General features: G+C 70.7%; 16 protein-coding genes. 8 read left to right on the forward strand and 8 right to left on the reverse strand.

Annotated features, from left to right (window positions below):
• Positions 1 to 5: 5 nt before the first annotated feature.
• The 7 genes from HCK04_RS28475 to HCK04_RS28500 all read right to left on the reverse strand — a co-directional run bounded on the left by HCK04_RS28475 (position 6) and on the right by HCK04_RS28500 (position 3,086).
• Complete coding sequence (locus tag HCK04_RS28475; protein WP_142650463.1) at positions 6 to 251, reverse strand: hypothetical protein; 246 nt, start codon at positions 249 to 251, stop codon at positions 6 to 8.
• The gene (locus tag HCK04_RS28480; protein WP_142650464.1) at positions 248 to 466 is read right to left on the reverse strand and encodes a hypothetical protein; all 219 of its coding nucleotides are present in this window, start codon (positions 464 to 466) and stop codon (positions 248 to 250) included. The genes HCK04_RS28475 and HCK04_RS28480 overlap by 4 nt, the downstream gene beginning before the upstream one ends.
• The gene (locus tag HCK04_RS28485; protein WP_142650465.1) at positions 463 to 795 is read right to left on the reverse strand and encodes a hypothetical protein; all 333 of its coding nucleotides are present in this window, start codon (positions 793 to 795) and stop codon (positions 463 to 465) included. The genes HCK04_RS28480 and HCK04_RS28485 overlap by 4 nt, the downstream gene beginning before the upstream one ends.
• Positions 796 to 972: 177 nt before the next feature.
• Complete coding sequence (locus tag HCK04_RS28490) at positions 973 to 2,628, reverse strand: AAA family ATPase (protein ID WP_312845776.1); 1,656 nt, start codon at positions 2,626 to 2,628, stop codon at positions 973 to 975.
• Positions 2,556 to 2,759 (reverse strand): hypothetical protein, encoded by a 204-nt coding sequence (locus tag HCK04_RS28495; RefSeq protein ID WP_142650467.1) that lies wholly within the window; start codon positions 2,757 to 2,759, stop codon positions 2,556 to 2,558. The genes HCK04_RS28490 and HCK04_RS28495 overlap by 73 nt, the downstream gene beginning before the upstream one ends.
• A complete protein-coding gene (locus tag HCK04_RS43800; protein ID WP_260617438.1) occupies positions 2,749 to 2,877 on the reverse strand; it encodes a hypothetical protein in 129 nt (42 codons plus the stop codon). The genes HCK04_RS28495 and HCK04_RS43800 overlap by 11 nt, the downstream gene beginning before the upstream one ends.
• Positions 2,874 to 3,086 carry a helix-turn-helix transcriptional regulator gene (locus HCK04_RS28500; protein WP_142650468.1) on the reverse strand — a complete coding sequence of 71 codons (213 nt, stop codon included), beginning with the start codon at positions 3,084 to 3,086 and terminating at the stop codon, positions 2,874 to 2,876. Before HCK04_RS28500 ends, HCK04_RS43800 begins: the two co-directional genes overlap by 4 nt.
• 97 nt (positions 3,087 to 3,183) lie before the next feature.
• Here HCK04_RS28500 and HCK04_RS28505 point away from each other — a divergent pair, with 97 nt between their 5' ends.
• Positions 3,184 to 3,807, forward strand: coding sequence for a hypothetical protein (locus HCK04_RS28505; RefSeq protein WP_142650469.1), 624 nt, complete (start codon positions 3,184 to 3,186; stop codon positions 3,805 to 3,807).
• Here the strand turns inward: HCK04_RS28505 and HCK04_RS28510 are convergent.
• The gene (locus tag HCK04_RS28510; protein ID WP_142650470.1) at positions 3,752 to 5,272 is read right to left on the reverse strand and encodes a recombinase family protein; all 1,521 of its coding nucleotides are present in this window, start codon (positions 5,270 to 5,272) and stop codon (positions 3,752 to 3,754) included. The genes HCK04_RS28505 and HCK04_RS28510 overlap by 56 nt on opposite strands.
• A gap of 20 nt (positions 5,273 to 5,292) precedes the next feature.
• On the opposite strand from HCK04_RS28510, the gene HCK04_RS42815 reads away from it, so the two are divergent.
• The 7 genes from HCK04_RS42815 (at position 5,293) to frr (ending at position 14,189) form a co-directional block, all read left to right on the forward strand.
• A complete protein-coding gene (locus tag HCK04_RS42815) occupies positions 5,293 to 6,834 on the forward strand; it encodes an ATP-binding protein (protein WP_240971897.1) in 1,542 nt (513 codons plus the stop codon).
• Positions 6,834 to 8,117, forward strand: coding sequence for a DNA-processing protein DprA (dprA, locus tag HCK04_RS28525; RefSeq protein WP_142650471.1), 1,284 nt, complete (start codon positions 6,834 to 6,836; stop codon positions 8,115 to 8,117). The genes HCK04_RS42815 and dprA overlap by 1 nt, the downstream gene beginning before the upstream one ends.
• 425 nt (positions 8,118 to 8,542) lie before the next feature.
• Positions 8,543 to 10,147, forward strand: coding sequence for a CoA transferase (locus HCK04_RS41445; RefSeq protein WP_205830816.1), 1,605 nt, complete (start codon positions 8,543 to 8,545; stop codon positions 10,145 to 10,147).
• 748 nt (positions 10,148 to 10,895) lie between these two features.
• Complete coding sequence (rpsB, locus tag HCK04_RS28540; RefSeq protein ID WP_142650472.1) at positions 10,896 to 11,771, forward strand: 30S ribosomal protein S2; 876 nt, start codon at positions 10,896 to 10,898, stop codon at positions 11,769 to 11,771.
• 194 nt (positions 11,772 to 11,965) lie between these two features.
• Positions 11,966 to 12,799 (forward strand): translation elongation factor Ts, encoded by an 834-nt coding sequence (tsf, locus tag HCK04_RS28545; RefSeq protein WP_142623556.1) that lies wholly within the window; start codon positions 11,966 to 11,968, stop codon positions 12,797 to 12,799.
• Positions 12,800 to 12,851: 52 nt separating this feature from the next.
• A complete protein-coding gene (gene pyrH / locus HCK04_RS28550) occupies positions 12,852 to 13,622 on the forward strand; it encodes a UMP kinase (RefSeq protein WP_030511713.1) in 771 nt (256 codons plus the stop codon).
• A gap of 9 nt (positions 13,623 to 13,631) precedes the next feature.
• Positions 13,632 to 14,189, forward strand: a complete 558-nt coding sequence (gene frr / locus HCK04_RS28555; protein WP_142650473.1) for a ribosome recycling factor — start codon at positions 13,632 to 13,634, stop codon at positions 14,187 to 14,189.
• Positions 14,190 to 14,280: the final 91 nt, after the last annotated feature.

A 14,280-nucleotide genomic window follows, 5' to 3' on the forward strand; every position in this document is an offset into this window, starting at 1 on the left:
GGCGGTCACTCCTCCTTCGTGTCGCAGGCCGGCGGCGGCTGCTCGGCTGCCCAGTAGTGCCAGGTGGGGCCGACGAGATGGACGAGGAGGTCCCGGAGGTAGGAAGCGGTGTATGCGGCGTAGAGGGCGTGCACCGGGTGGCCGTCGCGGCTCTGGGTCACGATGTCGGCCTCGAGTTCGGCGATGTGCTGGGCTATGACGCGCGTGGCGGTGCGCAGCCCGGGCTCCAGGGTGTGATCGTGCGGTGTCATGCGGGCGTCTCCATGTCGTCGGCCGGCGGCTGCTCGGCGGTCGTACGGGCTTCCTTGGCGGCGTGGCGGCGGCGTAGGCCGTAGGCGCGCCTGATGGCCATCTGGCGGCGTAGCTCGGCGGTGCGTGCCCGTTGCTCCCGTGCGCGGGCGATGAGGTCGGCGATTCGGTCGTCGACGGTGGCACCGGGCTCGCCGGTCCCGGGGATGGGTCTCACCGCCCGTGTCCCGCTCGGCGGCTAGCCAGTTCCTCGGCGGCCTGCTCCGCTGTGGGTAGCGGCTGGTCCGGGCTGATGACGCACCAGAAGCCGGAGAAATCGGAGACCGGCTCAAGCTCGGCGCCGTCCATGTAGGAGGCGACGACGCGCCGGTATCCCGTGGGGCTGATGTCCTCGAAGGTCTCGGCGTCGAACTCGATCTCCTCCTGGATGAGCCATCCGGGCATGGGCTCGGTCGTGATGGTCCCGTCGTCGGCGAGGAAGACGCTGCGCCAGCCGGGCGGGGCGGGGTGGAAGTCGACGGAGCGATACGAGGTGCGGGTCTTCATTCGGTCCCCTTCGGCGGGTTGTTGGCGTGGACAGTCATGGCGTGAGCGGTGCGCGCGCAGGGTGCGCACGCACGCGCACGTCCTATAGGTGGACGTGCGTGCGTGCGCACCTGCGTTCCCGCCGCGCACAAGTCCGCATGCGCGGCGCATGCGCGACGTGCGCGCAGGTCAACGGGGTCATGTCGGCTCTTCCTGTGCGGCGTCCGCGATCCAGACAGGAGCGCCCGCCCGCGCTCCCGCTTCGTGCGCCAGCTCGGCCGCCTCCAGTGCCTTGAGAGCGTCCTGGATGGTGCGCTTTTTCAGGGGCGGGTTGCCGTTGCCCTCCTTGGCCAGGAGGTCGCCGATCTGGCTCACGGTCAGCGGCGAGGCACTGTTCTGGAGCACGGTCAGGACGCGTCGGGCCGCGGGGCGCAGCGGTACGGCCTCCTCTGTCGTGTCGCCGGTCACGGTGTCGTCGGCCCGCTTGATCTCGTAGTTGAGCGCGCTGTTGAGGTCCTCGGGCTTGTCGGCCCACACGCGGCGAACGAAGGTGTAGTCGTCTTCGGGGATCTCGTCGCCCTTGAATGACCATTGCAGGCGAACGACGGTCTCCTTGGTGGCAGGGTCGGTTCGGCTGTTGAGTACGGCCACGCTGATGAGCACGCGCCCCCATGCACCGGGGCCGACTCCGCTGGAGCGGTTGTGACCCCTGCCTTCGCCGGTCTTGTTCCAGTGATGGCTGATAAGGAGGCTGGTGCCGGTGGCCTGGGCGACGTGCTGGATTCCGCCGAGAAGTTCCCCCATGGAGTACAGGTCGGCCCCGTTGGCCCCGCCGGCGGCGAGGTACAGCGGATCGACGATCGCGAGGACCGGGCGGTGCCGCTCCAGGTCGGCGGCGATGACGGCCAGGTGGTCATCGCGGGAAAGCCGCGGGGCTCGCAGGCACAGCCGGATCGGCAGGGCGTCGATCTCTTCTCGGGTGAGTCCTTTGTGGGCGCCGATGGCTCGGATGCGGCGCAGCATCTTGGCGTCGCTTCCCTCGCCGAGGAAGGCGAGTACGCCCCCGCTGGTTTGGCAGGGGAATTCGCCCAGCCAGGGCAGGCCTGCGGCGGCGCTGACCGCGGCGTCGAGGATGGCCCACGTCTTGCCCGCCTTGTCCTGGGCACTCATCACGCCGTAGTCGCCGGCGGCCCATACGGGTTGGAACAGGAAGGGGCGCGGGGGTCGGGCGTCGACCTCTGCAGCGATGTCGGCGAGCGACCGGATCGGCAGGGCGCTGGCCGCCTGTGCGGCGACAGCCTGGCCTGCGGTGACGTCGGCGAGCGCCTGGGCGGCCTCGTCGCGGATCGCGGCCAGCAGTGCGGGCAGGTCGTCATGGTGGGCAGGGTTCTGCACCCACGCCTGGCCACGGTCGAGCGCGGCGGTGATGCGCCGAAGGTTGGCCTCGCGGGCGATCATCCGCGCCTGATAGGTCGGATCGGTGGCGTACTGTCCGGCCCGGTAGACCTCGACCAGGTACAGCGCGCCGCCGGCCTGTGCGAGGTTCCCGGTCTGCTCCAGGTGGTCCTTGAGCGCCTGGGCGTCGGTTGGGTCGCCGCGTTCGGCGAGTTCGATCAGCGCCGCATAGATGACCTGGTGCCGGGGGTCGCTGAACCGGTCGGGGGCGGGCAGGACGTCCCGGATGATGCCGACGACGGCCGGAGCCTCCATGCATCGCCCGAGGACAGACTGTTCCACTCCCTTCGGGCTGAGGGGTTCTACCGTGCCAATGGGTCCTGCCGTCACGACCGTCCCTGCTCGTCGTCGCCCTCGCGGCGGATGGCGGCGAGGTCGACGAGGACCTCGACGACGCACTCGGCGAGGGAATGCATGCCGGGCCGGCGGGGGTGCCGTACGCTGTGGGCGTGGGCGGCCTGGTGGGCTGCTGATCTTGCGGGGCGGCGCTTCTGGGCGGGGGCGCCGCCCTTCGTCGTGTCAGGCGGCATCGGCCGCCTCCTGGACGCTCGCCCCGGCGAAGATGAGGCGGAGCCGGGCGATCTGCTCAGGGGTGGGCGGGCCGAGTTCGCGGACTACTGCGCGGATGTGCGCTTCCATGTCGATCACGCGACGTTCGCCTCACTGATCTCCTCGACCTCGAACAGGTCACGGATACGCACGCCGAGACGACGGGCGACCTTGGCCTTGGTGAGGGGAGAGAGCCGCTTCTGGCCACGCTCGACGCGGCTGATCATGGACACGCTGATGCCGCTCAGATCCGACACGTCTTGCAGGCTCAGACCGTTCGCGAGTCGCCACGCACGAAGGGGGGACATTGACCACTTCCTTGAGTGCAAGCTGCATTCAACACAGCAAGCATCTCACTGTTTGGTCACTTAGGTCAAAGCAGCGTGCAGTGATACGGTTCACGGCATGGCAGGAGACGAGACAACGAAGGTCCCCACGATCGGGCAGGTTGTCGGCAGGAACCTCGCCGAGTTGCGGACGCAGTGGGGGCAGACGCAAAAAGAGGCCGCCGAGGTCCTGCGGGCTGACGGGCTTGCCTGGACGGCGGCGAACGTCGCCTCGATTGAGAGCGGCCGGCGGGAGTCGATCGACCTGGGGGCGCTGACCCTGCTCGCGGGCTCCTACGATGTGCCGCTGTCCCGGTTCTTCCACGGGAACGGCGAGATGCGCCTGTCTGCGGAGGTGACCGTCGATCTGCGCGACTATCGGCAGTGGCTCGACGGACAGGCGCGTCTGAGCCTCACGCACACGCTCAGGGGAAGCGCGGCCCAGCGCTGGATCAACTCGCTGTCCAGCGAGGTGGTCTCCTTCCAGGCCGACGCCGAGCTGGCGGCACGCCTCGGCCTGCGGCCGGAGGACGTCTACACGGCGGCCGAGAAGCTATGGGGTCGGAACCTGCATCAGGAGCGCGACCGGCGTCTGGCCGAGTTCGGCGACATGACGCCGGCGCAGCGACGTACGCGGCGAGGGCACATCACCCGGCAGTTGGCGAAGGAGCTGGAGCCTCACCTTCCCGCCGCTCGATCCTGATGCTCGCGGGGTCGAAGTACCCCCACTTCTTGCCGTGCTCCGGTGTCCAGCCCTTCGGCTTGCCGCGCTTGGCCGGCAGTACGACGACGCGCATGATCTCGGCGATCACGGCACGCCGCCGGTCGACGTCGAGCCCCTCCCACACCTGCCGGGCATCGCCGTTGCGGAACGGGTCGAGCGCCGAGCGGCGGGCGGTAGCGGCGTCCGCGGCGTCCAGCTCGAACCGGCGCGCCGCCCAGGTCGCGTTCATCTCGGCGAGCTGGGCGCCGGTGATCTGCCCAGCGGCGAACATCTGCGCGGCCTCACGCTCCCGGGCGCGGAGCGTTTCCCGCTCTACGGCGCGAGCGTGAGCCGTAGGGTCCTCGCCGCTCGTCGTGAACAGCTCGACTGCGCCGGGCTGCGACAGCCACTCCACGGCCACCATGGACACGTACTTGTCGAGGTGCTCGGCGTTCCGGATGACGTGGCTCGCCTTGTGCTCGCTGCACCGGTAGGCCGGCACGCTCGCGCGGTCGCCCTTGCCGCCCATGCCCGAGGTGCCCGCGATTACCGTGACGGGGCGGCCGTGCTGGTCGCGCTCGCCGAGTTCCTCGCAGATGCCGCACTCGAACTGACCCGAGCCGAGCCAGCGCCGGGCGTTCCCTGGGCTGGTGCGGCGGGCGGGATCGGTCAGGAGCGCGCGCAGGGCCCGCCACTTCGTCTCTTCGATGATGGCCGGCCACTCGGCGCGCCCGATCTCCTCGCCGCGGTGCTCCATGATCCCCGCGTTCCGCGGGCGTAAGAGCATGCGGCGCAGGGTGACCTCTGTCCACTTGCCGCCGGTCGAGGTCGTGATGCCGCTCGCGTTCCACTCCTTCGCGATGCTGTTCAGGGTCCGGCCGCCGAGGGCCTGGTCGGCCGCCTGGTCGGCAGCGGCGGCCTCGGCCGGGCGCACGGTGACGCCGTCGGCCTCGTACCCGAACGGGCGCCGGCCGCCGAGCCAGCGCCCTTCCCGGGCGGCCTCCACCTTCATGGACTCGATTCGCTCGATCATGTGGTCCACCTCGTAGGCCGCGTCGACAACGTCAGTGCGGAAGCGCTTGCGGCCGGTCGGAGTCGTCAGGTCGTAGTTACCAGAGCGCGCAGTCTCTACGGGGTGATGCCCGGAGGCACACACGGTCAGGAAGGTCTCGGCTTCGCTGGGGTCGCGGTGCAGGCGGTCGGCGTGCCAGGCGAGCACGCCGAGGGGGAGGGGCCGGGTGTCGGCACGCAGGAAGTCGAGCATGGCCTGGTAGTCGTCGCGTTGGGAGGGGCCGGCGCCGACCTTGGCGAAGGCGGTGCGGTCGGTGTCGACGAACTCGGCGACGATCCGGCCGCCGAGGCGCTCGCAGTGGGTGGTGGCGTCGCGGCGCTGGCGGGCGATCCCGGCGCGGCCTTTGGATTTGCGCAGGTAGAGGACGTAGTCGCGTGGGGTGGGGGTGCTCATAAATCTAAGTATGCCACGGCTTGACAATCGCACTGGCCATCGCGATCGCGGTGCTCGGTGCGGCCGGTGCTGTGCCCGCGCAGCGGATCGCGGCGCCGGTGTTCGTCGGCGAGCTCGGTCTCGACGGCAGGGTCCGGCCGATCAGGGGCGTGCTTCCGGCCGCGCTCGCCGCCGCGGAGGCGGGGGTGCGCACGATCGTGGTGCCCGCGCTCAACGCCGCCGAGGCCGCTCTCGTGCCCGATCTCACCGTGGTCCCGGTCGCCGCTCTCGGCGAACTGGTGGGGTGGCTGCGCTCGGGCGACCTGCACCGGCTTCCGGTGGTGGACGACGCCGCCTCGCTCGCGCAGGACGCCGAGCACACAGGAGACGTCGGACAGCCCGAGCACGGCGGACATGGCGCGCGCACCAAGCAGAACGCTCATACCGAGCATGAGGGGCACGGCGGGCGCGGTGCTCGCACAAAGCAGGGCGAGCACGCCGATCACGGCGGACACGGCGCGCGCACCAAGCAGAGCGCTGTCGCAGTACATGGCGGTTACGCCCGGCGGGTCGAGGACGCCTCGCGCCCGGCAGGCCCGTACGGCGGCGACGGCGGCGCGCCGGGACCGGATCTGTGCGACGTGGCGGGGCAGCCGATGGGCCGCAAGGCGCTGGAGGTGTGCGCCGCCGGAGGACACAATCTCTGGATGCTGGGCCCACCCGGGAGCGGCAAGACCATGCTCGCCGAGCGGCTGCCGACCCTTCTGCCGTCACTCGACCAGGAGAAGGCGCTGGAGGTGTCGGCCATCCACTCGGTGGCGGGAACGCTGCCGCCGGGGCGTCCGCTGCTCACCCGGCCGCCTTTCGTGGCCCCGCATCACAGCGCCACGATGGCTGCCGTCGTAGGCGGCGGGAGCGGAGGCGTCGTGCGGCCCGGAGCGGTGTCGCTGGCACACCGGGGCGTGCTCTTCCTTGACGAGGCGCCGGAGTTCGCGACGACCGTGCTCGACTCCCTGCGGCAGCCCCTCGAGTCGGGCACGGTGACCATCGCGCGAGCCGTCGGCACCGTCACCTTCCCCGCCCGGTTCATGCTGGTCATGGCGGCGAATCCGTGTCCATGCGGACTGCAGGGAACGGTCGGGCACCCCTGCAAGTGCACACCCGCGGGCCGGCGCCGCTATCTCGACCGGCTTTCCGGGCCGCTGCTGGATCGCGTCGACGTGAAGGTGAAGATCGGCCGGGCCACCCGTGCCGAGCTGCTCGCGGACCGGCACTTCGTGGAGACCAGCGCGACCGTGGCCGAGCGGGTGAGACTGGCGCGCGAGCGGGCCGCCAAACGGTTGGCCGGCACTCCCTGGCGTACCAACGCGGAGGTGTCGTCATCCGCATTGCACCGTGATTTCCGCCTGCCCGACGCCGCGATGGCCCCGCTCCACCGAGGTCTCGACGTGGGCACGCTCAGCGCCCGCGGCCTTGATCGTGTGCTCCGCATCTCCTGGACTCTCGCGGATCTCTCCTGCAAGGACCGCCCGGACCAGGCCGAGACGTCGGCCGCCCTCGCACTGTGGCTGGGAGTGGATTGATGGATACGACCGAATTCTCCACTGCCGGCGACGCGCCGGCCCGTGAGACCGCCTCTCAGGCAGCGGGCGTCCGCGGCAGCTCGGCCGGGGACGCCGAGGGCGCGACCGGACAGGGCAGGGCGGAGCGGCTGGCCCGCGTGGCGATCATGCGGATGGCCGAGGCAGGCGATGCGGTGATGAGCCGGCTGATCGCCCGCTATGGCCCGGTCGGTGCCATGGAGCGGGCGAGACGCGGCGTGCTCGACCCTGACTTCGTGCGTGACGAGAAGGACCACGCCGAGGCGTCCCGGCGCCATGTCGATCTCGGCCGCCACGCGGCGGCCTGGGCGGCCCGTTACACGGACCCCGCGGGCGACCTGGCGCAAGGCATGCGGGGAGGAGCCCGGCTCGTCGTTCCGGGCGACGCCGAATGGCCCACCCAGCTCGACGACCTCGGCGACGCGCGGCCGTTCGGACTGTGGGTGGACGGACATGCCAACCTGCGCTTCTCCTGTCTGCGCTCGGTCTCCGTCGTCGGGGCCAGGGCAGCGACGGCGTACGGCGCGACCGTGGCGGCCGAGTTCGCGATGAGTCTCGGCGGACGCGGATGGACGGTGATCAGCGGTGGCGCCTACGGGATCGACGGCGCTGCCCACCGGGGCGCGCTGGCGTCCGGAACGCCGACGGTCGTCGTGCTCGCCTGCGGGACGGACGTGTGTTACCCCAGCGCTCATGAGGACCTGTTCCGTGCCGTGCGCCGGCAGGGCGCGGTGATCAGCGAGTGGCCGCCGGGCGCACACCCCACACGGCTGCGGTTCCTCATCCGCAACCGGGTCATCGCCGCTCTGTCCCGGGGGACCGTCGTGGTGCAGGCGGCCGTGCGCAGCGGTGCGCTCAACACGGCCACGCACGCCTGGGGCTTGAACCGGCATCTGATGGCCGTGCCCGGTCCGATCACCGCGGACGTCTCCACGGGCTGCCACGTCCTTATCCGCCAGGGCAAGGCCGTCTGCGTCACGTCACCTGAGGAGATCATCGAGCTGGTCGGCTCCATCGGTGACGATCTCGCGCCGGAGCAACGCGGGCCGATCCGGCCTCGCGACGGGCTGAACGATGAGACCAGGCGTGTGCTCGAAGCGATCCCCGCGCGCGGCGCCACAGGACCCGCCGCTATCGCGGTGGCCGCCGGTGTGGACATCGGGACGACACTCGCCTGTCTCGGCGCCCTGGCCGCCGCGGGATTCGTCGAGAACGTGGACCGAGGGTGGCGGCTGCGACGTGCCGCGCGCGGATGGACGGGCTGAACGCGCCATCGGGGGCGCCCGGCGGGGTTCTCGGCGGAATGCCGTCGGCTGGGCCACCCCGGCGACGGCATCGTCGCGGTGGCGCAGGCTCGGCGGCGAGACCCCTCGTACGGCTGCGACAAGGCTCATGCCGTCCACAACCGAGGCCGGGAGCCGGAGTGGGGAGGGCCGTCATGGGCGGATAGCGACCGGTATGGATACTGGCCCCGGTAGCCGGCAGGCGGCTTCGCCGTGGTGGAGCACGTGGCCCGGCATCGCCACAGAGCATGAACGCACGGCATGAACGCAGGGCATGAACGCAGGGCATGGGCGCAGGGCATCGACCCAGTGCGTCGGCGCAAGGCATGCCCCTGGGCCAGCGCTACGACGCAAGGCATCGACGCTGCACGGCATCGCAGTGAGGCATCGGCAGTGAGGAGTCGGCAGTGACCGCGAAGCTGATCGGGGCGCTGATCGGGGAGCTGGGGACGGACGTCGGGGTCGCCCTGCCGGAGGTCCGAGTCGTCGGTGAGGACCCCGTCCTGCCGTCCGTCTTCCCCATCGGCACGATGGCCGCGGCCTCGGCCGGGGCCCTGGCCGCCGCCGTCGCGGCGTACGCCGGCCACATGGGGGAGAGCGTCGGGGGAAGACCCGGAGGCCGGGAACCGGCTCGCGACGCGTACGGCGATCCGGACGTGACGATCGATGTGCGGCACGCTGCCGTGGCCTTCCAGAGCGAGAGGCATTTCCGCACAGACGGGAAGGCCATGGATACCTGGGCCGCCTTGTCGGGGGACTACCGCACCTCGGGCGGGTGGGTCCGGCTCCACTGCAACTTCGACCATCACCGTGACGCCGCCCTGCGCGCGCTCGGGCTGCCGCCCGGCTCGGGCAAGGAGGATGTCGCCAGGGCGTGTGCCGCTCGTACGGCGGTGGAGATCGAAGACGCGGTCATTCGCGAGGGCGGTTGCGCGGCGGCGATGCGGAGCAGGGCCCAATGGCTCGCGCACCCTCAGGCGGGGGCGCTGGCCGAACTTCCCCTTGTCGGCCTCTCCCGGTTGTCGGGCCGGGACGGGCAGGCCGATGCGGATTCTGGCCGGGACGGCGAGGCGGATGGGGATGCCGGCTGGGCCGGTCAGGCGGATGGGGACTCCGGCTGGGCCGGTCAGGCGAGCGAGGCCGTCGGCGGCGAGACCGGCAGAGGGGCCGGCCGCGCGCAGGCCCGCCATATGCGCGGCGACCTCGGCACCAGCGCCCCGACGGGGATGAAACGGCCGCTGGGCGGCGTGCGGGTGCTCGATCTGACCCGGGTGATCGCGGGGCCGGTGGCCGCGCGAGCGCTCGCGGCGTACGGCGCTGACGTGCTGCGGGTGGGCGCCGCGCACCTGCCGGAGGTGCCGGGACTCGTGGTGGAGACGGCGTTCGGCAAACGGTCGTGCCACATCGACCTGCGTTCGGAGGCGGACAGGCTGAAAGAGTTGGTCCGCCAGGCCGATGTGGTCATTCAGGCATACCGGCCCGGTGCCCTGCGGGCCAGGGGGTTCGGGCCGGACGATCTCGCCGCCCTGCGGCCCGGCATCGTCTGCGTCGACATCTCCGCGTACGGCTCGCGCGGGCCATGGGCATCGAGGAGGGGGTTCGACAGCCTCGTCCAGATGGCATGCGGGATCGCCCACGAGAACGGCGACGGTCTGCGACCGAGCCCGCTCCCCGCGCAGGCTCTCGATCACGGCACCGGCTACCTGGCCGCGTTCGGCGCGGTCGCGGCGCTGCTCCGGCGGGCGGCCGAGGGCGGCTCCTGGCACGTCGAGGTGTCGTTGGCGAGAACCGCCGCGTGGCTCGACGATCTCGGCAGAATCGACGGGGTCGGGATCGACGGGGCGGGGGTGCGGCAGCCCGTGGTGGATGATCTGCTGGCGACGATGGACAGCCCCTTCGGCACGCTCACCTATGTCACCCCGCCCGGTGCCATCAACGGGACGCGGCCGCACTGGACGAGCCCGCCGCCCCGCCAGGGGGAGCACCCGGCGGCGTGGGCCCCGTCCTCCTGACGCACCCGGCGGCGTGGGCCCCGTTGTCCTGATGCACGGGGTGGCGTGGGCCCCGTTGTCCTGATGCACGGGGTGGCGTGGGCCCCGTCGTGCTGACGGCAGTGGGTGGCATGGGCCCCGTCCTCCTGACGGCCGACCCCGCCCCCTCACCCGCAGCACCATCACTCGCACCCGCGCCCCGCGGACTGTCACCCGCCGGCCCCCGTTCTCCCACGACAACCTCGCAGGCACCACAACAGCCGGGGCTCGGCAGGCGTCGGGTAGGGCGGCGCGGTGACCGCGTGTGGCGCCGTGCGCTTCTGGGAGGCCCACGGGCACCACGGCGCGGCTGGATGGGGGTGCTGTGCGTGTTCCAGGATGCCCCGCAGGGCAGGGCAGGGCGTGGGGGGTGAGGCGAGGCAGTCGCGCGCTGGTTCGGGAAGGCGGCGGTGGCCGGTGGGGCCCAAGGTGAGTTGACGCACGCCGATCCGGCAAGGGGCAACTGGTGGTGTGACGCGTGTGATCCGGCAAGGGTCGACTGGTGGTGTGACGCGTGCCGATCCGGCAAGGGTCAACTGATGGGACGGATCCGGGTAGACTGTTCGACGGCCTGCTAGGCGGGCCGAATTCGCACGCCCACTCACGAGCCGCCTTCTCGGTCCGGACCGCGTCCGGTGAAAGCGGCCCGGGGCGTCAGGGCGCGGGCAAGACGCCCGCGTGACCAACCGAGACCGTGCCCAAGGGCACACGACCATGGAGGACCATCACCATGGCCCCTGTCGTCACCATGCGGCAGCTGCTGGAGAGCGGCGTCCACTTCGGCCACCAGACCCGCCGGTGGAACCCGAAGATGAAGCGCTTCATCTTCACCGAGCGCAACGGCATCTACATCATCGACCTGCAGAAGTCGCTGTCGTTCATCGACCGTGCCTACGACTTCGTGAAGGAGACCGTCGCGCACGGCGGCACCATCATGTTCATCGGCACGAAGAAGCAGGCGCAGGAGTCGATCGTCGAGCAGGCGTCGCGCGTCGGCATGCCGTACGTGAACCAGCGCTGGCTGGGCGGCATGCTCACCAACTTCTCCACCGTGCACAAGAGGCTCCAGCGCCTGAAGGAGCTCGAGGAGCTCGACTTCGACAACGTGGCCGGCTCCGGGCTCACCAAGAAGGAGCTCCTGATGCGCCGCCGCGAGAAGGAGAAGCTGGAGCGCACCCTCGGCGGTATCCGTGACATGGCCCGCGTCCCGAGCGCGGTCTGGGTCGTGGACACCAAGAAGGAGCACATCGCGATCAACGAGGCCAAGAAGCTCGGCATCCCGGTCGTCGCGATCCTCGACACCAACTGCGACCCGGACGAGGTCGACTACCCGATCCCGGGCAACGACGACGCCATCCGCGCCGTCAGCCTCCTCACGCGCGTGATCGCCGACGCGGTCGCCGACGGTCTCATGACCCGTGCGGGCGCCGGCCGCGGTGACGAGAAGCCCGCGGGCGTCGCCGCCGCCGAGCCGCTGGCCGAGTGGGAGCGCGAGCTCCTCGAGGGCGGCGAGGCCGCTCCGGCCGCCGAGGCTCCGGCCGCCGAGAACGCCGAGGCTCCGGCCGCCGAGCAGCCCGCGCAGGGCGAGCAGGGCGAGCAGGCCTGACGTACGACCACGGATTCCCGCCGGGCGCTGGCGCCTCTGGCAGGCCGCGACGGCGGGAATCTGCCAGGCAGCGACCTGGTTTCGGTGCGGTAGGGCGACGCCCGCCGCGCTGAGGGCTTCACCGGGTGGGCGCTCGGCACGGGTGCCCACCCCCCAGACGATTCGCATCCGGGTCCCGAAGAGGAAATTGGACAATGGCTTCCGTAAACATGGCCGACGTCAAGCGGCTTCGCGAGCTGACCGCCGCCGGCATGATGGACTGCAAGAAGGCGCTCGAGGAGTCTGAGGGCGACTTCGACAAGGCCGTCGACATCCTGCGCCTGAAGGGTGCCAAGGACGTCGGCAAGCGCGAGGCCCGCACCGCGTCGAACGGCCTGGTCGCCGTCAAGCACGAGGGCGACTCCCTCGCGGCGCTGCTTGAGCTCAACTGCGAGACCGACTTCGTCGCCAAGAACGAGCGTTTCCAGGAGCTCGCCGCCGACATCGTCGCGCACATCGTCGCGACCAAGCCCGCCGACGTGCCGACCCTGCTCGAGTCCGAGCTGAACGGCAAGACCGTCAAGGAGCTGCTCGACGAGGCCAACGCGGCGCTCGGCGAGAAGATCGAGATCCGCCGGTTCGCGGTGCTGGAGGGTGGCTTCATCACCTCCTACATGCACAAGACCGACCCGCAGCTTCCGCCGGCCGTGGGCGTGCTCGTGCAGCTCGACACGCCGAACGCCGAGGTCGCCAAGGACATCGCCCAGCACACCGCCGCGATGGCGCCGAAGTACCTCAGCCCCGCCGAGGTGCCCGCCGAGGTCATCGAGAAGGAGCGGTCGCTGTTCGAGCAGATGACCCGCGAGGAGGGCAAGCCCGAGGGCGCCATCCCGAAGATCGTCGAGGGCCGGGTCAACGGCTGGTACAAGGACTTCACCCTGCTGGAGCAGGCGTTCGTGAAGGACAACAAGAAGACGATCGCGAAGGTCGCGGACGAGGCCGGCGTCAAGGTCCTGGCCTTCACCCGCTACAAGGTCGGCCAGGCTTAGGCTTACTGCCAGGAGCTTTTCGACCCGCGCTACATACGAGGAGGCCGCCGCCGTGCAGGAGAACACCAGACCCGCCACGCCGGCGGCTTCGTCGTACGACGGGCCGCTGCGCTGGAAGCGGGTGATGCTGAAGCTGTCGGGCGAGGCGTTCGCGGGCGGCGAGTCCCTCGGGATCGACCCGCGTGTCGTCGCCCAGCTGGCCGACTCGGTCGCAGAGGCGGTCCGTGAGGGCGTCCAGGTGGCGGTCGTCGTCGGCGGCGGCAACATGTTCCGCGGCGCGGCCCTGTCGCAGGGCGGCATGGACCGCGCCCGTGCCGACTACATGGGCATGCTCGGGACCGTCATCAACTGTCTCGCCCTGCAGGACTTCCTGGAGAAGCGCGGCATCGACACCCGTGTGCAGACCGCGATCACGATGCAGCAGGTGGCCGAGCCGTTCCTGCCGCGCCGCGCGATCCGCCACCTGGAGAAGGGCCGCGTGGTCATCTTCGGCGCGGGGCTTGGCTCGCCGTTCTTCTCGACCGACACCTGTGCGGCGCAGCGCGCACTGGAGATCGGCGCCGAGGCGCTGCTCAAGGGCACCCAGGTCGACGGCGTGTACGACTCGGACCCGCGCAAGAACCCCGACGCGGTCCGGTTCGACCAGCTTGATTACGGTGAGGTGCTGACGCGGGGCCTCGGGGTGATGGACGCCACCGCGATCAGCCTGTGCATGGACAACGGCCTGCCCATCGTGGTCTTCGATCTCATGGGCGAGGGCAACATCCTCCGGGCGGTCCGTGGTGAGAAGATCGGCACGCTGGTGAGTCCGGCAGGGAAGTAGGGAGCCGCAGTGATCGACGAAACCCTCCTCGAGGCCGAGGAGAAGATGGACAAGGCGGTGACGGTCGCCAAGGACGACTTCGCGAGCATCCGCACCGGCCGTGTGACGCCCTCGATGTTCAACAAGATCAGTGTTGACTACTACGGATCGCAGACGCCGATCCAGCAGCTTGCGTCGTTCCACGTCCCCGAGGCGCGCATGGTGCTCGTGCAGCCGTACGACAAGGGCTCGCTGAACGCGGTCGAGAGGGCCATCCGCGACAGTGACCTCGGCGTCAACCCGAGCAACGACGGCACCGTGATCCGCGTGGTGTTCCCCGAGCTGTCGGAGGAGCGCCGCAAGGAGTACATCAAGGTCGCCCGCAACAAGGCCGAGCACGGCCGGGTGTCCATCCGGAACATCCGCCGGCACGCCAAGGAGATCCTCGACAAGCTCGTCAAGGACGGCGAGGCCGGCGAGGACGAGGTCCATCGTGCGGTCAAGGAGCTCGACGACCTCACCCAGAAGCACGTCGCGAAGATCGACGAGCTGCTGAAGCACAAGGAAGCCGAGCTGCTCGAGGTCTGACGTCGCGGCCCGGAAAGCGGGCCGTACGGCACGACCGTGATCCTTGTGCCGCATCCGCGACAAGTGGGGCGGCACAAGGATCACGCGCATA

This window comes from Microbispora sp. CL1-1, assembly GCF_012034195.1.
Classification (GTDB): Bacteria; Actinomycetota; Actinomycetes; order Streptosporangiales; family Streptosporangiaceae; genus Microbispora.